The 22,114-nt window shown below is 66.3% G+C and carries 20 protein-coding genes; 13 read left to right on the top strand and 7 right to left on the bottom strand.

Going from position 1 to position 22,114, the window contains the following annotated elements:
- Positions 1–113 precede the first annotated feature (113 nt).
- The 7 genes from SRAA_RS09610 (at position 114) to ntrC (ending at position 7,673) form a co-directional block, all read left to right on the top strand.
- On the top strand, positions 114–899 hold the full coding sequence (locus SRAA_RS09610; protein ID WP_045532371.1) for a pseudouridine synthase: 786 nt from the start codon (positions 114–116) through the stop codon (positions 897–899).
- Positions 900–915: 16 nt separating this feature from the next.
- Positions 916–1,842 (top strand): EI24 domain-containing protein, encoded by a 927-nt coding sequence (locus SRAA_RS09605; protein WP_045532370.1) that lies wholly within the window; start codon positions 916–918, stop codon positions 1,840–1,842.
- Positions 1,839–2,660, top strand: a complete 822-nt coding sequence (locus SRAA_RS09600; RefSeq protein WP_045532369.1) for a competence/damage-inducible protein A — start codon at positions 1,839–1,841, stop codon at positions 2,658–2,660. Before SRAA_RS09605 ends, SRAA_RS09600 begins: the two co-directional genes overlap by 4 nt.
- 199 nt (positions 2,661–2,859) lie before the next feature.
- Positions 2,860–4,275, top strand: a complete 1,416-nt coding sequence (gene glnA / locus SRAA_RS09595) for a type I glutamate--ammonia ligase (protein WP_045532368.1) — start codon at positions 2,860–2,862, stop codon at positions 4,273–4,275.
- A 127-nt stretch (positions 4,276–4,402) separates the two neighbouring features.
- Positions 4,403–5,029: a hypothetical protein gene (locus SRAA_RS09590; RefSeq protein WP_052467551.1), complete on the top strand. Its 627-nt coding sequence runs from the start codon at positions 4,403–4,405 to the stop codon at positions 5,027–5,029.
- A gap of 9 nt (positions 5,030–5,038) precedes the next feature.
- A complete protein-coding gene (gene glnL / locus SRAA_RS09585) occupies positions 5,039–6,130 on the top strand; it encodes a nitrogen regulation protein NR(II) (protein ID WP_045532367.1) in 1,092 nt (363 codons plus the stop codon).
- Between the two features lie 58 nt (positions 6,131–6,188).
- Positions 6,189–7,673, top strand: a complete 1,485-nt coding sequence (gene ntrC / locus SRAA_RS09580) for a nitrogen regulation protein NR(I) (RefSeq protein WP_045532366.1) — start codon at positions 6,189–6,191, stop codon at positions 7,671–7,673.
- A gap of 110 nt (positions 7,674–7,783) precedes the next feature.
- Here ntrC and SRAA_RS12875 read toward each other — a convergent pair whose 3' ends face one another.
- The 5 genes from SRAA_RS12875 to xth all read right to left on the bottom strand — a co-directional run bounded on the left by SRAA_RS12875 (position 7,784) and on the right by xth (position 11,349).
- Complete coding sequence (locus tag SRAA_RS12875) at positions 7,784–8,143, bottom strand: nucleotidyltransferase domain-containing protein (RefSeq protein ID WP_420834929.1); 360 nt, start codon at positions 8,141–8,143, stop codon at positions 7,784–7,786.
- Positions 8,144–8,501: 358 nt separating this feature from the next.
- Entirely contained in the window at positions 8,502–9,467 is a 966-nt protein-coding gene (locus SRAA_RS09575) for a virulence RhuM family protein/type II toxin-antitoxin system death-on-curing family toxin (RefSeq protein ID WP_045532365.1), read from the bottom strand.
- Positions 9,451–9,819: a nucleotidyltransferase family protein gene (locus SRAA_RS09570; protein WP_045532364.1), complete on the bottom strand. Its 369-nt coding sequence runs from the start codon at positions 9,817–9,819 to the stop codon at positions 9,451–9,453. Before SRAA_RS09570 ends, SRAA_RS09575 begins: the two co-directional genes overlap by 17 nt.
- Positions 9,812–10,249, bottom strand: coding sequence for a nucleotidyltransferase substrate binding protein (locus tag SRAA_RS09565; protein ID WP_045532363.1), 438 nt, complete (start codon positions 10,247–10,249; stop codon positions 9,812–9,814). The genes SRAA_RS09570 and SRAA_RS09565 overlap by 8 nt, the downstream gene beginning before the upstream one ends.
- 299 nt (positions 10,250–10,548) lie before the next feature.
- Positions 10,549–11,349: an exodeoxyribonuclease III gene (gene xth / locus SRAA_RS09560; protein WP_045532362.1), complete on the bottom strand. Its 801-nt coding sequence runs from the start codon at positions 11,347–11,349 to the stop codon at positions 10,549–10,551.
- A gap of 93 nt (positions 11,350–11,442) precedes the next feature.
- On the opposite strand from xth, the gene SRAA_RS09555 reads away from it, so the two are divergent.
- Complete coding sequence (locus SRAA_RS09555; RefSeq protein WP_045532361.1) at positions 11,443–12,450, top strand: sensor histidine kinase; 1,008 nt, start codon at positions 11,443–11,445, stop codon at positions 12,448–12,450.
- Positions 12,451–12,483: 33 nt separating this feature from the next.
- Here the strand turns inward: SRAA_RS09555 and miaB are convergent, their stop codons facing one another.
- Positions 12,484–13,836, bottom strand: a complete 1,353-nt coding sequence (gene miaB, locus SRAA_RS09550) for a tRNA (N6-isopentenyl adenosine(37)-C2)-methylthiotransferase MiaB (protein WP_045532360.1) — start codon at positions 13,834–13,836, stop codon at positions 12,484–12,486.
- Positions 13,837–13,897: 61 nt separating this feature from the next.
- Entirely contained in the window at positions 13,898–15,445 is a 1,548-nt protein-coding gene (locus SRAA_RS09545) for a CYTH and CHAD domain-containing protein (protein ID WP_045532359.1), read from the bottom strand.
- 162 nt (positions 15,446–15,607) lie between these two features.
- Between SRAA_RS09545 and argB the strand changes: the two genes are divergently transcribed.
- The 5 genes from argB (at position 15,608) to SRAA_RS09520 (ending at position 22,098) form a co-directional block, all read left to right on the top strand.
- Positions 15,608–16,510, top strand: coding sequence for an acetylglutamate kinase (gene argB / locus SRAA_RS09540; protein ID WP_045533660.1), 903 nt, complete (start codon positions 15,608–15,610; stop codon positions 16,508–16,510).
- Positions 16,511–16,639: 129 nt separating this feature from the next.
- Complete coding sequence (locus SRAA_RS09535; protein WP_052467550.1) at positions 16,640–17,320, top strand: TetR/AcrR family transcriptional regulator; 681 nt, start codon at positions 16,640–16,642, stop codon at positions 17,318–17,320.
- A 42-nt stretch (positions 17,321–17,362) separates the two neighbouring features.
- Complete coding sequence (locus SRAA_RS09530) at positions 17,363–19,159, top strand: acyl-CoA dehydrogenase C-terminal domain-containing protein (RefSeq protein ID WP_045532358.1); 1,797 nt, start codon at positions 17,363–17,365, stop codon at positions 19,157–19,159.
- Positions 19,160–19,191: 32 nt separating this feature from the next.
- Positions 19,192–19,635 carry a DUF2147 domain-containing protein gene (locus SRAA_RS09525; protein WP_045532357.1) on the top strand — a complete coding sequence of 148 codons (444 nt, stop codon included), beginning with the start codon at positions 19,192–19,194 and terminating at the stop codon, positions 19,633–19,635.
- Positions 19,636–19,665: 30 nt separating this feature from the next.
- Positions 19,666–22,098: a 3-hydroxyacyl-CoA dehydrogenase/enoyl-CoA hydratase family protein gene (locus SRAA_RS09520; RefSeq protein WP_045532356.1), complete on the top strand. Its 2,433-nt coding sequence runs from the start codon at positions 19,666–19,668 to the stop codon at positions 22,096–22,098.
- Positions 22,099–22,114 lie beyond the last annotated feature (16 nt).

The following is a 22,114-nucleotide window of genomic DNA, read 5'->3' as shown; positions in this document are numbered from 1 at the left end:
GTGGGGGCGGTGGCGGTGGCGGCAAGGACGGCGCAGGGTTTGCCCCATTTTCGCTCAAGCGGGCGCACCCGGTCTGAGGCAAGCCGCAAGCAACCGCGCTATGCTCAGGCCCCATGCGATTGGATGCAATTTTATTTAGCCAAGGCTTTGGTACGCGGCGCGTTTGCAGCGGCCTGATCGAACAAGGCTGGGTGGCGCTGGGCGAGCCCAGCCAAAGCTGCCACGACCCCGGCTTGCAGTGTGAACCCGAGGGGCTGGTTTTTTGGGTGCAAGGCCAGCGCTGGGAATATCAGCGCCTGGCCTACCTGATGCTGCACAAACCGGCCGGCTACGAATGCTCGCAAAAACCGGGGGCGTGGCCCAGCGTGTACACCTTGTTGCCGAGCGCGCTGCGCCAGCGCCCGGGCGGTGCCGCCTGCGGGGTGCAGGCGGTGGGGCGGCTCGATCAAGACACCACCGGCCTGCTGCTGCTCAGCGACGACGGTGCCTTCATTCACCGCCTCTCGTCGCCGCGCCACCACGTGCCCAAGCTCTACCAGGTGGTTTGCGAGCAGCCCGTCGAGCCCGAGATGGTGCGCCGCCTGCTGCAAGGGGTCATGCTCGAAGGCGAGCAACAACCCGTGCGCGCCGCTGCCTGCGCGGCCACCGGATCGCACCGCCTCGACTTGACCCTGACCGAGGGCAAGTACCACCAGGTCAAGCGCATGCTGGCGGCGGTGGGCAACCGGGTCTGCGGCCTGCACCGCAGCCGCATCGGGGCGCTGGAGTTGCCCGCCGACCTGGCGCCCGGCACGTGGCGTTGGTTGACGCCGCAGCAGGTGCAGGCCCTGCAGGCCAAAAGCCCAGCCCCCGGTCCCCTGCCAGTTGCCGCGCCTGCGATGCAGGATGGCGCCGCCTGATACACAATCGGTCCTTATGCGCTTGGCCCTCGACTCCTTCTGGCGCGCGCTGGCGTATAGCCTGCATCCGCGTGTCATCGCCTGGTCTTTCATTCCGCTGCTGCTGATGGTGCTGGCGGCCTTTGCGCTGGGCTATTTTTATTGGGACGCGGCCATCGCCGCGGTGCAGCTCTGGCTCGAACAGTGGGCGCTGGTGGTGTTTGCCCTGCAGTGGCTGGAGTCGGTCGGACTGGGTTTCCTGCAGGCGGTGCTGGCGCCGCTGATCGTGCTGCTGCTGGCCACGCCGCTGATCGTGCTCGCGACCCTGCTGCTGGTGGCCTTGGTGTTGACGCCGGTGGCGGTGGAGCTGGTGGCGCGGCGCCGCTTTGCAGGCCTCGAGCGGCGCCGTGGCGGCTCGTGGCTGGGCAGCCTGGGCTGGTCGCTCGGGCACAGCGCGCTGGCCTTGCTGGCCTTGCTGATTTCCTTGCCGCTGTGGCTGATTCCGCCGCTGGTGCTGATCCTGCCGCCGCTGATCTTGGGCTGGCTGACCTACCGCGTGCTGGCCTTCGACGCCTTGGCCGAGCACGCCAGCCGCGCCGAGCGGCACGAGTTGTTGCGCCGCCACCGCACGGCGCTGCTGCTGATGGGGATGTTCAGCGGTTTTCTGGGCGCGGCGCCCAGTTTGTTGTGGGCCTCGGGCGCCATGTTCATTGCCATGGCGCCGCTGCTGGTGCCGCTGGCGGTGTGGGTGTACACGTGGGTGTTTGCGCTGGCCTCGCTGTGGTTCGTGCACTACCTGCTGGCGGCGCTGCAGGCGCTGCGCGCAGAGGCGCAGCCGGCCATGCCGACGCCGCCGCACCTGGACGCGGCCACCGCTGAGCCGCTGCGCAGCCCCGAGCCGGCCGCGCTCCCCTTCAGCCCATCCACCACGCCGGCTCCAGCTTCGGTCCAAAACCAACCATGAACCCCGCCCCGCGCTTTGGCTTGCTCGTCGTAGGCGATGAAATTTTGTCGGGCAAGCGCGCCGACAAGCACCTGCCGCGCGTGATCGAGCTGCTGGCCGCACGCGGCCTGAGCCTGGCCTGGGCGCGTTTTGCGCCCGACGACCGGGACGCGCTGGCCGGCACCTTGCGCGAGGCGCTGGCGGGCCGCGACGTGGTGTTTGGTTGCGGCGGCATCGGCGCCACGCCCGACGACCACACCCGCCAGGCGGCGGCCAGCGCACTGGGGGTGGGGCTGCAGTTGCACCCGCAGGCGCGCGCGCTGATCGTGGCGCGCTTGCAACGCCTGGCGGCCCAGCAGGGCCAGGTCTATGAGCCCGACCGGCCCGACCACCTGCAGCGCCTGCAAATGGGCGAGTTTCCGCTGGGCGCGCGCATCATCCCCAACCCCTACAACCAGATTCCGGGCTTTAGCTGCACCAGCCCCAGCGGTGCCGTGCTGCACGCCATGCCCGGTTTTCCGGTCATGGCCTGGCCCATGATCGAGTGGCTGCTGGAGCAGCATTACGCCGCGTATTTTCGGCGCGGGGCGTGGGGCGAGCGCTCGGTGATCGTGTTCGAGGGCATCGAGGGCCAGCTCACGCCGCTGATGCAGCACATCGAGGCCACGCACCCGCAGTGCAAGGTGTTTAGCCTGCCCAGCGTGGACCATCCCACCTACGGGCGCCACCTCGAACTCGGGGTCAAGGGGCCGATAGAACCCGTGCAGGCGGCCTACGCCGATCTGCTCGACGGCTTGCGCGCCGCAGCCGCCCGCTTGGGCCCCGAGTTGGTGCGCTGAGCCGATGCAGAGTGCGTGCGCACCATTTTGATGCAAAAAATGCCCCAAAAAAGTGCGTTTGTGGCGAGGTCTCGCGCAGCCCCCTTTTTTTGGCACCGGGTGCCGCACAGCGCGCGGGTTTGTCACCAAGCTGGCACGCTTGCTGCTATAAACTGTGCAGCAATTTCCAACCCCTTTCAACGCAACCGGAGAATTCAAGATGGGCAAAAGCGTCGCCGACGTGATGAGCATGGTGCAAGACAACGAAGTCAAGTTCGTTGATTTCCGCTTCACCGACACCCGTGGCAAAGAGCAGCACGTAACGGTGCCAGTCTCGCATTTCGACGAAGACAAGTTCAGCGCCGGCCACGCCTTCGACGGCTCCTCCATCGCTGGCTGGAAGGGCATCGAAGCCTCCGACATGCTGCTCATGCCGGACCCAAACACGGCCCAGATCGACCCGTTCTTTGAAGAAACCACGCTCTTTTTGCAGTGCGACGTGGTCGAGCCCAGCGACGGCAAAGCCTACGACCGCGACCCGCGCTCGATCGCCCGCCGCGCCGAAGCCTACCTTAAAGCCTCTGGCTTGGGCGACACCGCCTACTTCGGCCCCGAGCCCGAGTTCTTCTTGTTCGACAACGTGCGCTGGAGCACCGAGCCGGGCCGCAGCTTCTACGAAATCGAAGAGTACGAGGCCCCCTGGAACACCGGCAGCAAGCTCGAAGGCGGCAACCGCGGCCACCGCCCGCGCACCAAAGGCGGCTACTTCCCGGTGCCTCCAGTGGACAGCACGCACGACATGCGCGCCGAAATGTCGCTCATCCTCGAATCGCTGGGCATCCCGGTCGAGGTCTTTCACCACGAAGTGGCCGGGGCCGGCCAGTGCGAGATCGGCACCCGCTTCTCCACCCTGGTCGAGCGCGCCGACTGGACGCAAAACCTCAAGTACGTGGTCTGGAACGTGGCCAACAGCTACGGCAAAACCGCCACCTTCATGCCCAAGCCCTACCACGGCGACAACGGCAGCGGCATGCACGTGCACCAGTCGGTCTGGAAAGGCGGCAAAAACCTGTTCGCCGGCGACGGCTACGCGGGCTTGAGCGATTTCGCGCTCTACTACATCGGCGGCATCATCAAGCACGCGCGCGCGCTCAACGCCATCACCAACCCCGGCACCAACAGCTACAAGCGCCTAGTGCCGCACTTTGAAGCCCCGGTCAAGCTGGCGTATTCGGCCAAAAACCGCTCGGCCTCGATCCGCATCCCCTACGTGGCCAACCCCAAAGGGCGGCGCGTGGAAGCGCGCTTCCCCGATCCACTGGCCAACCCCTACCTGTGCTTTGCGGCGCTGCTGATGGCCGGCCTGGACGGCGTGGAAAACAAAATCCACCCCGGCGAAGCCGCCACCAAAGACCTCTATCACCTGCCGCCCGAAGAGGACAAGCTGGTGCCCACGGTCTGTCACAGCCTCGACCAGGCGCTGGGCTACCTGGACCAAGACCGCGCCTTCCTGACCAAGGGCGGCGTCTTCACCGACTCCATGCTCGATGCCTACATCGAGCTGAAAATGGGCGAAGTCACGCGCGCCCGGGTCGAGGTCACGCCGACCGAGTTCGACCTCTACTTCAGCAACTAAAGCGCTGCCGCTGCCACAGCGCCCTTGCAGTGCCCCTTTGGTGCCCATTGTGGGTGCCATTTTGGGGCGCTGCTGCTATCATGGCCCGATGATGCACAAGGCTAGGTCAATTTTTGGTGCGTGTGGGGTGTGGCTGCTGGCCGGGGCGGCCGGAGCCTTGCTGCCCGCAGCTCCGGCGCTGGCACAGGGTCAAATCTGGCGCTGCGGCAACGAGTACACCAACCAGCCCGGCGAGCGCCCCGAGGCGCGCGGCTGCCGCCTGCTGCAAGGCGGCAACCTGAGCATCGTCGAGGGGCGCCGCCCTGCATCGGCCACGGCCACCCCCGCGGCCAGCTTGGCGCCGGGTGCCGCCGCCACCAGCGCCGCTCCGCGTCCGCCAGCCACCAGCGCCGAGCGCCCCCCCAGCCAGCGCGTCGATCGGGCCGAGCAGCAGGCGCGCGACCGCGATGCGCGCCTCATTCTAGAAACCGAGCTGCGCCGCGCCCAAGAGCGGGTGCGCGAGTTGCAAACCGAATTCAACCAAGGCCGACCGCAGCCGCTGCCAAGCGAGCGCGGCGACGCGGCGCGCTTGCAAGAGCGCACCGAGGAGCTGCGCCGCCGGCTCGAGCGCGCCCAAGGCGATGTGACGGCGATCGAGCGCGAGCTGGGCCGTTTGCCCGCCGCACCCGCGGCTGCGCTGCCCGCCGCTGCGGGAGCGACGGCCCGAGCCACGTCCGGGCAGTTCATCTCGCTGCCCCCGGCGCCGGTGCGCTAAGCCCCACCCATGAAGGCCCCACGGCAGCACCCAACACCCGCCGTGTGCCAAGGGCCGCAATATCAGGCGTTCGACCGGCTCGCCACCTTGGTGGCGGTGATCGATTCGGCAGGCGCCATCCGCTTTGCCAACAATGCGCTCGAAGACGCCATCGGCCTGTCTAGGCGCAGTCTGGCCGGGCTGGCGCTGGCCGACTGGTTCAGCGAACCCAACCTGCTGCAAAACGCCATCCAAGGCGCCAACAGCCACGAATACGCCGTTATCCGCTACGACGCCAAGTTGCAGCGCCTCAACAACGAGGCGCTGCCGGTGCACGTGGTGCTGGCCAAATCCGAGCACGGGGGCGAGCTGGTGGTGGAGCTGCTGCCGCTGGAGCAGCAAACGCGCCAAGAGCGCGAACTGCGTCTGCACGAACAAGCGCAGGCCAACAAAGAGCTGATCCGCAACTTGGCGCACGAAATCAAAAACCCGCTCGGCGGCATTCGGGGCGCGGCGCAGTTGCTGCAACTCGAGCCCGATGCGCGCGAATTGGCCCAATACGCCCAAGTCATCATCCACGAAGCCGACCGCTTGCAAGCCTTGGTGGACCGGCTGCTGGCGCCGCACCGGCGCGCCCAGGTGATAGCCGAGATCAACATCCACGAAGTATGCGAGCGCGTGCGCGCCCTGGTGCTGGCCGAATACCCGCGCGGGCTGGCGCTGCGGCGCGACTACGACACCTCGCTGCCCGAGTTTCGCGGCGACCGCGAACAGCTCATCCAGGCCCTGCTCAACGTGGTGCAAAACGCCGCCCAAGCGCTGCAGCCGCGCATCGAAACCGGAACGGCCGAAATCATTTTGCGCACCCGGGTGCAGCGCCAGCTCACTTTCGGCGGCCAGCGCCACCGGCTGGCATTGGAATTGCATGTGATCGACAACGGGCCCGGCGTGCCCGAGGCGATAAAAGACCGAATCTTCTACCCGCTGGTCACAGGCCGCGAAGGGGGTTCTGGCTTGGGGCTGAGCTTGGCGCAAACCTTTGTGCAGCAGCACCATGGCCTGATTGAATGCGACAGCGTGCCGGGCCGGACCGATTTCAAACTGCTCATTCCGCTGCCTTGAGCGCCAGCGGGGCCACAGGGCAACCGGATAGCGCAGACACCCGCAAAGGAACGCAGGCATGAAACCGATTTGGATAGTAGACGACGATCAATCGATCCGCTTCGTGCTCGAAAAAGCGCTGCAGCGCGAGGGCCTGCCCACGCGCAGCTTCAGCCAGCCGCGCGAGGTGATGGAGGCGCTGGTGGCGGGCGACGACGCCGGCCCGCAGGTACTGGTGAGCGACATTCGCATGCCGGGCGGCTGCGGGCTGGATTTGTTGCATCAGGTCAAGCAGCACCTGCCGGGCCTGCCGGTGATCATCATGACTGCCTATTCCGACCTCGACAGCGCCGTGGCCTCGTTCCAGGGCGGGGCCTTCGAGTACCTGCCCAAGCCCTTTGACCTGTCGGCTGCGGTCGATCTGATCCGGCGTGCCATGCAAGAGAGCCAGCGCGAGCAGGTGGCCGAGGAGGGCGCAGCCAGCGCGCCCGAGATGCTGGGCCAGGCCAGCGCGATGCAAGACGTGTTTCGCGCCATCGGGCGCCTGAGCCAAAGCCTGGTCACGGTGATGATCACTGGCGAATCGGGAACCGGCAAAGAACTGGTGGCGCGGGCGCTGCACAAGCATTCGGCGCGCGCGCGCGGGCCCTTCGTGGCCATCAACACCGCCGCCATCCCCAAAGACCTGCTCGAAAGCGAGCTGTTCGGCCACGAACGCGGCGCCTTCACCGGCGCCCAGACCATGCGCCGCGGGCGCTTTGAGCAGGCCGAGGGCGGCACCCTGTTCCTCGACGAAATCGGCGACATGCCTTTTGATCTGCAAACGCGGCTGCTGCGCGTGCTCTCGGACGGGCAGTTCTACCGCGTCGGCGGCCACAGCGCCGTCAAGTCGCAGGTGCGGGTGATCGCCGCCACGCACCAAAACTTGGAGCAGCGGGTGCGCGAGGGCGCCTTCCGCGAAGACTTGCTGCACCGCCTCAACGTCATCCGCCTGCGCCTGCCGCCGTTGCGCGAACGGCGCGAAGACGTGCCGCTGCTGACGCGTTTTTTCCTGCAGCAAAGCGCCAAGCAGCTCGGGGTCGAAGCCAAACGCATCAGCACCCCAGCCCTGCAAGCGCTGGCCGAGTTTCCGTTTCCGGGCAACGTGCGCCAGTTGGAGAACATCTGCCACTGGCTCACCGTCATGGCGCCGGCCCAGGTGGTGGAGCGCAAAGACTTGCCGCCCGAGGTGCTGCAAGCCGTGGGCCCGGTAGCCGTGGGGGGGGCCATTGCGCAGGCACCAGTGGCGGCTGTGCTCGATGCAGCCCCGGGCGACGCCACTGCCTCAGCCCAGGTGGCCAACGCGGGCCCGCCCGCCTGGGAAGCCGACCTGTATGCCGAAGCCCACGCGCTGTTGCAGGCCGGACGCAACGAGGTCTGGGACGCCCTGCTGCGCCGCTTCGAGGCGCAGTTGCTAGGAGCAGCACTGGCGCATACCCACGGCCGGCGCATCGAAGCGGCGCAACAACTCGGCATCGGGCGCAACACCCTGACGCGCAAACTGCAGGAGCTGGGCTTGGGGTAGGGCGCCAGCTCCATTAGGGGCGCGCACGTCGGCGGCGTTGCGGGGTGATGCGGGGCGTTGGGCTTGCCCGGCATTTGGCCACCTACCCTCACAGCCGCCTACCCTCAATGTCAACCCAAAATAGAAATCTCCTCTTTTGAGCCAAGTACAGATGTCCGCTTTGTGCGGTAGCGTGTGCAAAGCTGGATGATGCGCAGGGGCTGGGTTGCGCAGGGCGTAGCCCGTAGCGACCCAGCCCCTGCGGGGGCCTCCCCCGCGTGAGCGGGGATTGACCATGTGGGGTCGGCTGGTGCCGGGTGGAGCAGTTTGGGTGGCCATAAGTGGAGCACTTTGGGTGGCCGCCGGGGGCTATCGCTGGGGAAGCAGACAACCAAGTCGAGGTCGCTGGCTGGGTAGTGATCGCCGCGCACGCGTGAGCCATAGGCCCAAACTCCAGCCTCGGGGATGTGCTGCTGCAAGAGCGCGCGCACTTGGGCGGCATAGGGCTCTGGCAGGTGCAGGGTGCGCAGTTGGATGACACGTATCCCCCGCCGTGAGCGGGGGTTGACCAAAGGTGAGGGCGCGCCGGATCATCCTCGTGGGGCTGGCGCAGCGGACTCCATGTCCCGCTGCTAGAGCCTTGCGACCCCGGTGGGTAAATGTCCCTACCAACCTTCGGTGTCCGCCAGCGCCTCCCGCCCTGCCGGCCGGCCAAGCGCTGTGGCCAGTTGCTCGCGGCGGCTTGCGCCTACGTAAAAAGCCCGCTCAGCGGCGGGTAGGGTGTTGCTCGCGGGTAGATCATCATATACCCACTGTGGCGTTTGCCACCGTTTTCCAAGGCCGGAGCGACTATGGCCGGGCGAGCATGTTTTCGATCAGGCGGATCATCACGTCCTTGTTCTGGGCGTCTGACTCGGCCACCAGCAGCGCCAGCGCCGCCAGGCCCACGTCGTTGATCACCGGCTCGCCGTTGCGCAGCAGCCGCTGGTTGCGCGCCAAAAAATCGACGAACAGGTAGGCCCCGCTGCGCTTGTTGCCGTCCGAGAACGGATGGTTCTTGATGACAAAATACAGCAGATGCGCGGCCTTGGTCTCGATGGTCGGATAGGCCGGCTCGCCAAACACCGATTGCTCCAGATTGCCCAGCAGGGCAGCAAAGGCATCGCCGCGCTCACGCCCGAAGAGCTCAGACGCCTCGCCCCGCGCCATCAGGTCGGCCTTCAGCCGTGCGATGGCGGCGTGCGCTTCTGGCAGCGTCGGCAGCACCCCACCCGGGCTGCCCGCCGGGACGGTCAGCAGCCCTTCGTCGTAGCGCTGCAGCCACAGGAAAGTCTGGGTGTAACGGGCGATCACATCCACCAGCCCACGGCCCTGCTCGGCGCTCAGCGCCTGGCCTGCAGCGGCCTTGCGCACCAGTTGCAGCGCCGCCTCCAGTTCGGCGGCGTTGCGCTCAAAGCGCTCGCGGTCCAGGCTGTAGCCCTGCGTCAGGTGCTCGCGCAGCACCCGGTTGGCCCACTGGCGAAAGCGCGTACCGGGCAGGGACTTGACCCGGTAGCCGACGGAGATGATCACGTCGAGGTTGTAGAACTTCACCGGTTTGTCCGAGCCAGCAATGTGCAAATTTTGCACATTGCTTTTCTCGTCCAGCTCGCCCTCGACAAACACATTGCGGATGTGTTTGGTGATCACCGAGCGCTCGCGGCCAAACAGCAGGCCCATCTGCTCCTGCGTGAGCCAGACCGAGTCGCGCTCCAGCCGCACCTCGACGCGGGCGTGGTCGCCTTCGTAGATGATGATTTCAGCCGTGGTGTTCATAGACGCCATGCCCAATTTCCTTCAGTTGGGCCTGACCCCGCTGCAGCACGACATACCCCGCCAGAATTTCCTCACGGAACGATTCGGGGATGGCGCTCCAAGCGACCAGTTGCACGATGAGGGGCAGATTGCTTTCCACGAAGGCCTCTTTCACATCGCTCAGGCGCAAGGGTGTGGGTTTGCTGTCGCTGGGGAAGCGGACGACCAAGTCGAGGTCACTGGCTGCGTAATGATCGCCGCGCACGCGCGAGCCATAGGCCCAGACTTCAGCCTCGGGGATGTGCTGCTGCAACAGCGCGCGCACTTGGGCGGCGTAGCGCTCTGGCAGGTGCAGGGTGCGCTGTTCAGGCATCGATTTGTTTTCCGAACTTTTGCACCAAGGTGTCGGCCAGCGTTTGCACATCGGCCAAAAAGCCAGGCAGCAGTGTGAGCGTTTGCTCGGCAAAGGCCTGGCCGTAGTCGTGTGCTGTGTTGTTGCGGTTGTCTCGGTAAGCAAACCAGCGTTCTACCTCGGGCAGCGTCATCAACCCATGCACGGCGGCCAGCCTTAGGATCTCCTTGACCGGAGTGGCCTCCAGCTTTTGCCCGCCGTGACCGTAAACCTTGAGCGCTTTTTTAAGCAGCTTGAAGGCGGTTTCTTGAGTCAGTTCATAGCCTTTGACGATGGCGTTGCGAAACACTTCCTGGTCGATGCTGCCCGGTTCAGCACGTTGATACATGGCCAGTGAAGACGCCAAGGTTTGGAGGCAGCGCACGAGATGGTCGCTGTTGAGGTAGAGCATGATGCGATCAGGCCATTGGCGTGGAGGAACGGGCCACAAGCATGGGACAAGGTTTATTCATTCCTAGGGGGTGAGGCCGCGCCGGATCGGCCTCGTGGGGCTGGCGCAGCGGACTCCATGTCCCGCTGCTAGAGCCTTGCGGCCCCGGTGGGTAAATGTCCCCACCAACCTTCGGTGTCCGGCGCACCTTCAGCATCTGCTAGGAGATTTTGCCGCCAGCCCTTGCCGCCAGTATCGTGTATGCGCGCCGTTGGTGCAAGCCTCAACTCCCCAAATGAAGGTTTGCATAATCGCCGCGCTCAGCCCAACTGCACCCACAGTGGCGCATGATCGCTGGGCTGGGGGTTTTTGCGCGGGGCGCGGTCGATCTGGCAGGCGCGGGCGCTGGCTTTGAGTGCGCTGCTAAGCAGGATGTGGTCGATGCGCAGGCCGCGGTTTTTTTGAAACCCCAACTGACGATAGTCCCACCACGTGTAGCTCTTGGGCGGCTGCTCAAACAGCCGGTGCGCGTCGTGCAGGCCCAGCGCCAACAGCGCTTGCAGGTGCGCGCGCTCCACGCTGCTGCAGTGGATGGATTCGTGCAGGCCCACCGGGTCCCAGACGTCGGCGTCGTCGAAGGTGATGTTGAAGTCGCCCAGCAGCAGCAGCCGTGGGTGGCGCGCCAGCTCGGCCTCCAGCCAAGTACGCAGCGCCTCCAGCCAGCGCAGCTTGTAGGCAAATTTGTCGCTGCCCAGCGCCTGCCCATTGGGGAAGTAGGCGCCCACCACGCGCAGCGGTTGTGCATCGGTGCCGCCGGTGTGGTAGGTGGCGGCAATCAGGCGCGCTTGCTCGTCGGCGAAGCCGGGCAGGTTGCGCTGCACCTCGGCCGCCGGCTGGCGTGCCAGCAGCGCCACGCCGTTGTAGGTTTTTTGGCCCAGCCAGACCGCGCTGTAACCGGCCTGCTCCAGCGCGGCGGCGGGGAATTTGTCGTCGCTGAGCTTGAGCTCTTGCAGCGCCAGCACATCCACCGGTGCCCCTGCTGCAGCCTGCGCCGCCAGCCAGTCCAGCACCTGCGGCAGCCGCACGGTGAGCGAGTTCACATTCCAAGTGGCGATTTTCATGGATGCCAAGTGTAGGGCAGCGGGCCTGGCGCAACGCACAGCAGCCATGCGTGCCATCCGCCACAATGGAGCCCGATCCACCCTTTGACCCGCATGACGACCGCCGCCACCTTGCCCGACTTTCGCAACCTGGGGGTGTGGTTGCGGGTGTTGCTGCTGGCGCAGGCGCTGCGGCTGGTGGATGCCGTGCTCGATTGGCCCAGCGCCCAGCCGTGGTGGGAGCCACTGGTGCAGCAGTCGGTGCGTTTTGATCCGCCCTTGCTGGCCACGGTGTTGTTGCTGTACCTGCTGCAACCCGTGCTGGCGCGCACCCGCTACCGGCGCGGGCTGGTGCTGGTGCTGTGTCTGGCAGCGCTGGTGGCGGCGCTCTGGCACGTGGCGGTGGAGCAGGGCTTGGGGCTGGCGCTGGCGGGTTCGGTGGCACACAGTGCCAGCGTGGCGGCGCTGCTGGCGGCGGCGCTGCTGTTTTATTTCGACTGGCGCCAGCAGCGCCTTTCACCCGCGCTGGCCGAGGCGCGCTTGGCGGCCTTGCAGGCGCGCATACGGCCGCATTTTTTGTTCAACAGCCTCAACAGCGTGCTGGCCTTGCTGCGCAGCCAGCCGCAGCAGGCCGAGGCGGTGTTGCACGATCTGGCCGATTTGTACCGGGCGCTGCTCAGCGATGCGCGCACCCTGGTGCCGCTGGCGCAGGAGCTGGCGCTGGCGCGCGCCTACATCGAGATCGAAACCGTGCGCCTGGGGCCGCAGCGCTTGCGCATGCAGTGGCGCACCGAGCACGCGCCGCTGCAGGCGCTGGTGCCACCGCTGCTGCTGCAGCCGCTGCTGGAAAACGCGGTGCGCTACGGCGTCGAACCCGCGCCCGAGGGGGCAGAGGTGTCGCTGGAGGCCTATCTGGAGGGCTCCGAGCTGCGCCTTTTTGTGCGCAACTCCTTGGCCCCGGCAAGCGAGCCGGCCACGGCACCGTCAGGGGGCAACCACATGGCGCTGGGCAATATCCGCGAGCGCTTGCAATTGCATTTCGATGCCGACGCGCAAATCAAGCGTTACCACACCGACCGCGAGCACGTGGTGCTGGTGCGGCTGCCGCTGCGCCGGGCCTGACGACGGGTCGCTGCACCCGCTGCGGATCGCGGATCAGGCCGCCAGCACCGCCTCACTCAGGCACAGCTCGCCACGCAGCGAATGCGAGCGCGCTTCGGTGATGCGCACATCCAGCATCTGACCGATCAGGCGCGCGCCTTGCACACCGGCCTCGAAGTTCACGCTGCGGTTGCACTCGGTGCGGCCGGTGAGTTCGTGCGCGTGCTTGCGCGACGGGCCTTCGACCAGAATGCGTTGCACGCTGCCCACCAGGCGCTCGGCGATGGCCTGCACCTGCTGGTCGAGCAGCGCTTGCAGCGCGTGCAGCCGTTGCAGTTTGAGCGGCGGCGGGGTGTCGTCGGGCAGGTTGGCGGCCGGGGTGCCGGGGCGCGGGCTGAAGACGAAGCTGAAGCTGCTGTCAAAGCTCAGCTCTTGCACCAGCTTCATGAGCTGGGCGAAGTCGGCCTCGGTCTCGCCGGGGAAGCCAACGATGAAGTCGCTCGACAGCGACAGCCCGGGCCGCACCGCGCGCAGCTTGCGCACCGTGCTTTTGTATTCGAGCGCGGTGTAGCCGCGTTTCATGGCCGCCAAGATGCGGTCGCTGCCGTGCTGCACCGGCAGGTGCAAGTGGTTGACGAGTTTGGGCAGGCGCGCGTAGGCCTCGATCAGGCGTGGCGTGAACTCTTTGGGGTGGCTGGTGGTGTAGCGGATGCGCTCGATGCCGGGGATTTCGTGCACGCATTCGAGCAGCAGGGCAAAGTCGGCCAGTTCGCTGCTTTGCCCCATGCGGCCTTGGTAGGCGTTGACGTTTTGGCCCAGCAGCGTGACTTCTTTCACGCCCTGCTCGGCCAGTGTGGCGACTTCGAGCAGCACCTCGTCGAGCGGGCGGCTGAACTCCTCACCGCGGGTGTAGGGCACCACGCAGTAGCTGCAGTATTTGCTGCAGCCTTCCATGATGCTCACGAAGGCGCTCACCCCTTCGACCTTCGCCGGTGGCAGGTGGTCGAATTTTTCGATTTCGGGAAAGCTGATGTCCACTTGCGGCCGCTGCTGCGCCGCACGCGCGTTCAGCAACTCGGGCAGGCGGTGCAGGGTCTGCGGGCCGAACACCAGATCGACGTAGGGCGCGCGGCGGATGATTTCCTCGCCCTCCTGGCTGGCGACACAGCCGCCGACGCCGATCAGCACGCCCTTTTTTTTCAGGTGCCGCACGCGCCCGAGGTCGGAGAACACCTTTTCTTGCGCCTTTTCGCGCACCGAGCAGGTGTTGAACAAAATCAGGTCGGCCTGCTCCACGTCGGTGGTCGGCTCGTAGCCTTGGGCGGCGGCCAGCACGTCGGCCATTTTGTCCGAGTCGTACTCGTTCATCTGGCAGCCGAAGGTTTTGATGTAGACTTTTTTGCTCATGGCGGGCAGCGGTTCGTGGTGTAGATCCAGAGGCTGGCTGGGGGAAACAGGGTTGCGGATTTTAGCCCGGGCTGGCCGCCTCTTGGGCGGCGCGCTCCATGGCCGCTGCCACGCCCTGCATGAAAGCAACCAGGGCGGCCGCTGCGTCGGTGTGTTCTTGCAGCAACGCGGCCAGTTGCCAAGCGTCGCGCGCCTGGCCGATGCGGGTTTGCCACAGGGTGGCGTCCTTGACCCATTGCTGGCTCTGGCGCAGCCGTTTGGCGGGCAGGGCGCTGGCCAAGGCCTCGCTGCCGTAGCGCAAGCGCTTGGCCAGCAGGCGCGCTTCGTGCAGCGTGGCCACATCGAGCAACGCCGCCTGTTCGCCCTGCAGCAGGGTGTGCAGGCGGCGGTGCCAGCGTGCCAGCCGCCCGCCGGCCCAGCTTTTTTTGATGGCCACGGGCTGTTGGCCCAGTTGCCACAGATGGCGCGCCAAGACCAGCAGGGCTTGCCCTGTGGCTGGGTCGAGCAAGGTTTGACGCAACTGCTCGCGCTGCGCCGTGCGCGCCGCTTGCAGCCGCTGTTCGGCCTGTTCCCAGGCGTTCGGTGGGGCATCCGGTTGGGCTGGCTGCGCCGCCGCACCAGCCTGTGCACAAGCCCAGGCGCCGGCCCAAGCGGGCAGGGTTTCGGTGCAGGCCACGTCGAGGTTGCGCTGCTGCCCCAGCGCATCGAGCAAGGGGCGCAGGGCTGCAAAATCGGGGGCTGGGCCTATCAAGGGGCGCAACAGGCGCTGCAAGCTGCGCCAACGGCGCCAACCCACCCGCGCCTGATGCACCCATTCGGGGGCGTCGTTGTGCAGCATGCCCTCGAGGTTGCGCATGAATTGGTCGAGCATCTCGCCCAGCGCACGCAGCGCCAGGGCATGCAAGGCTTCGCCGGGCTGGCGTTCGATAGGGCGTGCCCGCACGGGCAGGTGCAGCCGCTGCGCCGCCAGCAAGGCGGCGCGCTCGGCTTTGCTTACGTTGGAGGGCAGGCAGGGCAGGCGCCGGGCCAGTTCGTCAGCCAAATCGAACAGGGCCTGCGGTGAGCCGGCCAACAGCTCGAGCTCGATTTCCAACAGCGCCTGCGACTGACCGTTGGCGAGCACGTGGCCGGCATCGAGCGTGACCTCGAGCAGCGTGCCGTCGCGGCGCGTGATGAGCCAACTGCTGCGCAGGCAGCGCGTCTCATGGCAGGGCTGCAAGCGCTCGAACAGCGCGTCCACCGGGTCGAGTGCATCCCAGGCGGTGCCGCGCAGCCCTTCGCGTTCGGGCCAGTCACCGGCCACGGTGCACTCCCACTCGCCGCGCTGGCTCAAGCCGCCGCGTGACTGGCCAGCGGTTTTGAGGGTTTGAATCCACGCTTGGGGCCCCGTGCCGGCAGGCGCCAGCGCATCGCTGCAGTGGCGCACGCGCAAGGCACAGCGCTGCCGCTGCAGCAAGCCATCGGGGGTGTCGAAGTAGCGGCTCACCAGTTGCTGCTGGCGCAGCTTGCGGCGCGCCAAGCTGGGCGAGCGGCGCATGATCTGCAGGGCGGCATCGGCCGTCAGACCCGGCACCAGCAGCTTGAGTTCGATTTCCTGTGGGGTGCTCATGGCGATGTGAGTGCGAAGGGGGTTCGGGGTTTGGATCGGGACCAAAAAATGCCGCCCCGATTTTGCTCACCCATTATGAGATCACAACCCCCCGGGGTGCAAGGGCAATTGCGGCACAATGGCAGCGCACCGCAGCCGTGTGTAGCCGCCGTCCAATCCACCATGAACCCTAGCGCACCCTCACCCCATCCGATCACCAGCGCCGAGCGCGCCGCCGTGCTGGCCAGCTTGTTGCCCAGTCTGCGCCAGCAGCAAGGCCAAACGCTGGTCATCAAGTACGGTGGCAACGCCATGACCGAGCCGGCGTTGCAGCAAGCCTTTGCCCAAGACGTGGTGCTGCTGCAATTGCTGGGCCTGCGCCCGGTGGTGGTGCACGGGGGCGGCCCGCAGATCGAGCACCTGCTGCAGCGCCTAGGCAAACAGGGCCGCTTCGTGCAGGGCATGCGCGTCACCGACGCCGAAACCATGCAGGTGGTGGAATGGGTGCTGGCCGGTCAGGTGCAGCAAGAAATCGTGGGTCTGATCAACCAGGCCGGGGGCCGTGCACTGGGGCTGACCGGGCGCGATGGCGGCCTGATCCGTGCCCGTGCCCTGCGTCTGCCCGACGCCACCGATCCAAGCCTGTGGCACGACATCGGCCAGGTGGGCGACATCGTGGCCATCGACCCGGCCTTGCTGCACACCGTGCAGGCGCAAGGTTACATCCCGGTGGTGAGCCCGATCGGTTGTGGCGATGGCAATCAGAGCTTCAACATCAACGCCGACGTGGTGGCGGCCCGGCTGGCCACCAGTTTGCAAGCCGACAAGCTGCTCATGCTCACCAACATCCCCGGCGTGCTCGACCGCCAAGGCCAGTTGCTGGCGCGCCTGAGCATGGCGGAAATCGAGGCCTTGGTGGCCGACGGCACCATCAGCGGCGGCATGATCCCCAAAATTGCGGGGGCGCTGGAAGCCGCCAAAAGCGGCGTCAAGGCGGTGCACATCATCGATGGCCGGGTGCCGCACGCGATGCTGCTCGAAGCCTTGGGCCAGCACGCCTGCGGCACCACGATCTGCGTCGATTGAACCTTGGTCCCGCAAGGGGCTGGCATGGCGGCTCAAACCAGGGTAAACCCCGATGGCGTGGGGTGCACTCAGCGGCTTGACAGGTTGCCGCATGGGCATAAAATAGCACGATCGTTCGTATTTTTTGCCATGACACTTGCCGCACCCAGCCAGTCTGCCAAACCCGAGGAAGGGCGCCGTACCCGTGTCGCGTCCAGTGCCGGCGTGCGCGCCGTGCGGGCCTTGCACAAAGGCCAGCAAACGCGCGCCGCCATTTTGGATGCGGCGCTCGCGCTGGCGGCGCCGGTCGGGCTCGAGGGCCTGAGCATCGGGGCCATTGCCGAGGTCTTGGGCATGAGCAAGTCGGGCGTGTTCGCCCATTTTGGCTCGCGCGAAGACTTGCAGATAGCGGTGGTGCGCGAATACCACCAGCGCTTCGAACGCGACGTGTTCTACCCAGCGCTCAAACAGCCGCGCGGACTGCCGCGGCTGCGCGCCTTGTTCGATTTGTGGGTGCGCCAGACCGCGCTCGAGATCGATTCGGGTTGCGTCTACATCAGCGGCGCGGTCGAGTTCGACGACCGCCCCGGCCCGGTGCGCGACGAGCTGGTGCAGACCGTCAACACCTGGCAGGCCGCCATGCGGCGCGCGGTCCAGACCGCGATCGCGCAAGGCCATCTGCGGCCCGAGGCCGACCCGCACCAGATCGCCTTTGAAATCCACGGCCTGATTTTGGCCCTGCACTACGACGCCCGTTTTTTGCGCAACCCGCAGGGGTTGCAGCACGCCCGCCAAGGTTTTGAGAATCTGCTGGCGCGCCACCATTGCTAACCCGTTTCGTTTCACCGTCCTTTTCAACTGGAGACCTGTCCCATGCCCGCTTACACCCCGCCGCTGCGCGACATGCAATTTGTGTTGCACGAAGTGTTGCACGCCGTCGATGCGCTCAAGGCCTGCCCGGCACACGCCGATGCCGATATCGAGACCCTCAACGCGGTGCTCGAAGAAGGGGGCAAGTTTGCCGCCGAAGTGGCGTTCCCGCTCAATATCAGCGGTGACCACGAGGGTTGCACGCTCGACAAAGCCACCCACGAGGTGCAAGCGCCGAGCGGCTTCAAGGCGGCCTACCAGCAGTACGTCGCCGGCGGTTGGCCGGCCCTGAGCTGCGACCCCGAATACGGCGGCCAAGGCCTGCCCTTCGTGGTCAACCAGTGCTTCTACGAAATGCTCAACAGCGCCAACCAAGCCTGGACCATGTACCCCGGTCTGAGCCACGGCGCTTACGAGTGCCTGCACGCCCACGGCACGCCGGAGCAGAAAAAAACCTACTTGGCCAAGCTGGTGAGCGGCGAGTGGACCGGCACCATGTGCCTGACCGAACCGCATTGCGGCACCGACCTCGGCATGCTGCGCAGCAAGGCCGAGCCGCAAGCCGACGGCAGCTACAAGATCACCGGGCAAAAGATTTTCATCAGCGCCGGTGAACACGACCTGACCGAAAACATCCTGCACCTGGTGCTGGCGCGCCTGCCCGACGCCCCAGCCGGCAGCAAAGGCATTAGCCTGTTTTTGGTGCCCAAGTACCACGTGCAAGCCGATGGCTCGCTGGGTGCGCGCAACCCCATTTTCTGCTCCGGCCTCGAGCACAAGATGGGCATCCACGGCAATGCCACCGCCCAGCTGATGCTCGATGGCGCCATCGGCACGCTGGTGGGTCAGCCCAACAAGGGCTTGCAAGCCATGTTTGTGATGATGAACGCGGCCCGTTTGGGGGTGGGCAACCAGTCGCTGGGCCTGACCGAAGTGGCCTACCAGAACGCGCTCGCCTACGCCAAAGACCGCATCCAGATGCGCAGCCTCTCGGGCGTGAAGGCCAAAGACAAGCCGGCCGACCCGATCATCGTGCACCCGGACGTGCGCAAAATGCTGCTCACCGCCAAGGCCTATGCCGAAGGTGGGCGTGCGCTGATGACCTACAGCGCCCTGTTGCTCGACCAAGAAATCAACCACCCGGACGAAAAAGTGCGCAAGGACAGCGCCGAGCTGTTGGCGCTGCTGACACCAATCGCCAAAGCCTTCGTCTCCGACAACGCCTGGACCGCCACCACGATGTGCCAGCAGGTTTTCGGCGGCCACGGCTACATCAAAGAGTGGGGCATGGAGCAGTACGTGCGCGATGCCCGCATCAACATGATCTACGAAGGCACCAACACGGTGCAGAGCCTGGATTTGCTGGGCCGCAAAGTGCTGGGCAACAACGGCGCTTCGCTGAAAAAATTCGGCAAGCTGGTGGCGGCGCTGGTGGAGCAAGAGGGCGTGAACGAGAAAATGGCCGAGTTCATCAACCCGCTTGCCTACTTGGGCGAGCAGATGAACAAGTTCACCACCGAAATCGGCTTCAAGGGCATGCAAAACCCCGACGAAGTGGGCGCAGCCGCTGTGGACTACCTGCGCGTGGCCGGGCACCTCGTGTACGCCTACTTCTTTGCCCGCATGGCCTCGGTGGCGCTCAAGCAGATCGCAACCGGCAGCCAAGACCCGTTCTACACTGCCAAGCTGCAAACGGCGCGTTTTTACTTTGCCAAGCTGCTGCCCGAAACTGCCATGCTGATGCGCACCGCGCGCGCCGGCAGCGCCAGCCTGATGGACACCGAGGCCGCGCTGGCCTGATCTTCATTCGAAACCCTTCCGGAGCTTTTCATATGAAAAACGCACTGCGTCACACCCTGCTGGCCGTTGGCCTGCTGCTGGCCGGCTCGGCCTGGGCCCAGATGAGCCCGGCCGGCACCTGGCACACCATCGATGAACAGACCAACCAGCCGCGCACCGAGGTGGTGATCAGCGACAACGGTGGCGTGCTCACGGGCCGCATCACGCGCCTGCTGCGCCCCGGGGCCGATCAGGCCGCGCGCTGCACCGCCTGCACCGACGACCGCAAAGACCAACCCCTGATCGGGCTGGAGATCATCCGCGGTGCGCGCCAAGCCGAAGGGCGCACCGTGTGGGAGAGTGGCCGCATCCTCGACCCCGAAGACGGCCGCACTTACACCCTGCGCATGACGCCAATCGAAGCAGGGCGCAAGCTGCAGGTGCGTGGCTCCATCGGGCCCTTTGGCCGCACCCAGACCTGGGTTCGCGTGCAGTAACGCCGCCCCGCATTCAAGCAAGGAACATCCGTGAGCCGATTTCAAGTCAAACAAGTCGCCGTGCTCGGCGCCGGGGTGATGGGGGCGCAGATCGCGGCGCACCTAGTCAACTGCAAAGTGCCCGTTATTTTGTTCGATCTGCCGGAAGACAAACCCGGCGCACCCGACCAAAGCGGCATCGCCCAGCGCGCCATCGCCAACCTCAAAAAGCTCAAGCCGGCCCCGCTGGGCCTGACCGACGAGGCCGATTTGATCGAGCCCGCCAACTACGCCCAGCACCTCGAGCGCCTGCGCGGCTGCGACCTGATCATCGAGGCCATTGCCGAGCGCATGGACTGGAAGCGCGAGCTCTACGCCAAGATCGCGCCCTTTGTGGCCGAAGGCGCGCTGCTGGCCTCCAACACCTCGGGCCTGTCGATAGTCGCGCTCTCGGATGCGCTGCCGGCGCAGTTGCGGGCGCGCTTTTGCGGCATCCACTTCTTCAACCCGCCGCGCTACATGCCGCTGGTCGAGCTGATCGCCACCCCGGCCACTGGCCCGCAGGTGCTGGACCAGCTCGAAACCTTCGTCACCCGCGTGCTGGGCAAGAGCGTGGTGCGCGCCAAAGACACGCCCAACTTCATTGCCAACCGCATCGGCATCGCGGGCATGCTCTCGACCATGCAAGAGGCCGAGCGCTATGGCCTGAGCTTTGATGTGGTCGATGACCTGACCGGCAAGCGCCTGGGGCGCGCCAGCAGCGGCACCTTCCGCACCGCCGACGTGGTGGGGCTGGACACCATGGCGCACGTCATCAAGACGCTGCAAGACACGCTCAGCCCCGCGACCGACCCCTTCTACGCCAGCTTCCAGACGCCCGAGGTGCTCAAGGCGCTGCTGGAGCTGGGGCACCTGGGGCAAAAGAGCAAGGCCGGGTTCTTCAAAAAGGTCGGACGCGATATTCACCGCTTCGAGCTCGCCAGCCGCGACTACGTGCCCTGCGCCGACGGCAAGGGCCAGAAGGCCGACGAAGTCTATGGCCGGATGCTGAAAAAGCCCGCGCCCGAGCGCCTCAAGCTGCTGCGCAACGCCGAAGGGCCGCAAGGGCGCTTTTTGTGGGCCATTTTGCGCAACGCCTTTCACTACGCCGCGCTGCACCTGGCCACGATTGCCGACTGCGCCCGCGACGTGGACCAAGCCATGCGCTGGGGCTTTGGCATGCAGCAAGGCCCGTTCGAGCTCTGGCAAGAGGCCGGCTGGCTCGAAGTGGCGCAGATGGTGCAAGCCGACATCGACGCCGGCCACGCCCTGTGCCGCACGCCGCTGCCCGACTGGGTGTTTCACGGCCCGGTGGCCGAGCGCGGCGGGGTGCACCAGCCCGAGGGCTCGTGGAACCCGGCCGAGGGCCGCTTCCAGCCCCGGCGCGAATTGCCGGTGTACGAGCGCCAGATTTTCCGCGAAACCCTGCTCGGCGAAGGCGCCACGCGCTTCGAGAGCGCCGGCTGCACCGTGTTTGAAGACGCCGACATCCGGCTCTGGACGCTGGAGCAGCCCGAGCAGGCCGGGGTGCTGATCGCCAGCATCAAGAGCAAGATGCACGCCATCGGCCCCGGTGTCACCGAGGGCTTGAGCCGCGCCGTCGATCTGGCCGAGAGCGAGTACCAGGGTCTGGTGCTGTGGTCGGGCGACGAGCCGTTCAGCGTCGGGGCCGACCTGCAAGCCGTGATGCCGGCCTTCTTGGCCGCAGGCGTGTCGGCGATCGACGACGTGGAAGCCGAGCTGCAGCGCGTCATGCTCAAGCTGCGCTACGCCCAGGTGCCGGTGGTGGCCGCCGTGCGCGGCATGGCGCTGGGCGGCGGCTGCGAGCTGCTGGTTCACTGCGCGCACCGGGTGGTGCACCTGGAGAGCTACATCGGGCTGGTGGAAGTGGGCGTGGGCCTGATCCCCGGCGCCGGTGGCCTGACCTACATTGCCCGGCGCGCCGCCGAAAACGCGCGCGCCAGCACCGGCACCGATCTGCTGCCCTTCCTAGGCGAAGGCTTCAAGGCCGCGGCCATGGCCAGCGTGGGCACCAGTGCGCTGGAAAGCCGCAAGCTCGGCTACCTGCTGCCCAGCGACACCATCGTGGCACACAAAGACGAGCTGCTCTACGTGGCCATAGTCCAGGCGCAGGCGCTGCAACGCGCCGGCTACCGGCCGCCGCACAAGAGCCTGTTCCCGGTGGCGGGGCGCTCGGCCAAGGCGACCATTCTGGGCTCGCTCATCAATATGCGCGACGGCGGCTTCATCAGCCAGCACGATTTCCACATCGCCAGCCTGATCGCCAACGTGCTGTGCGGCGGCGAGGTCGAGGCCGGTACGCTGGTCAACGAAGAATACCTGATGCAACTGGAGCGCCAGGCATTTTGCAGCCTGATCGAACACCCCAAAACGCAGGCGCGCATCATGGGCATGCTGCAAACCGGCAAACCGCTGCGTAACTAAAAAACCCGGAGCCCTC

The organism is Serpentinimonas raichei (genome assembly GCF_000828895.1).
Classification (GTDB): Bacteria; Pseudomonadota; Gammaproteobacteria; order Burkholderiales; family Burkholderiaceae_C; genus Serpentinimonas; species Serpentinimonas raichei.
The sequence above is the reverse complement of the archived record's forward strand: the minus strand, read 5'-3'. Positions and strand labels throughout refer to the sequence as shown.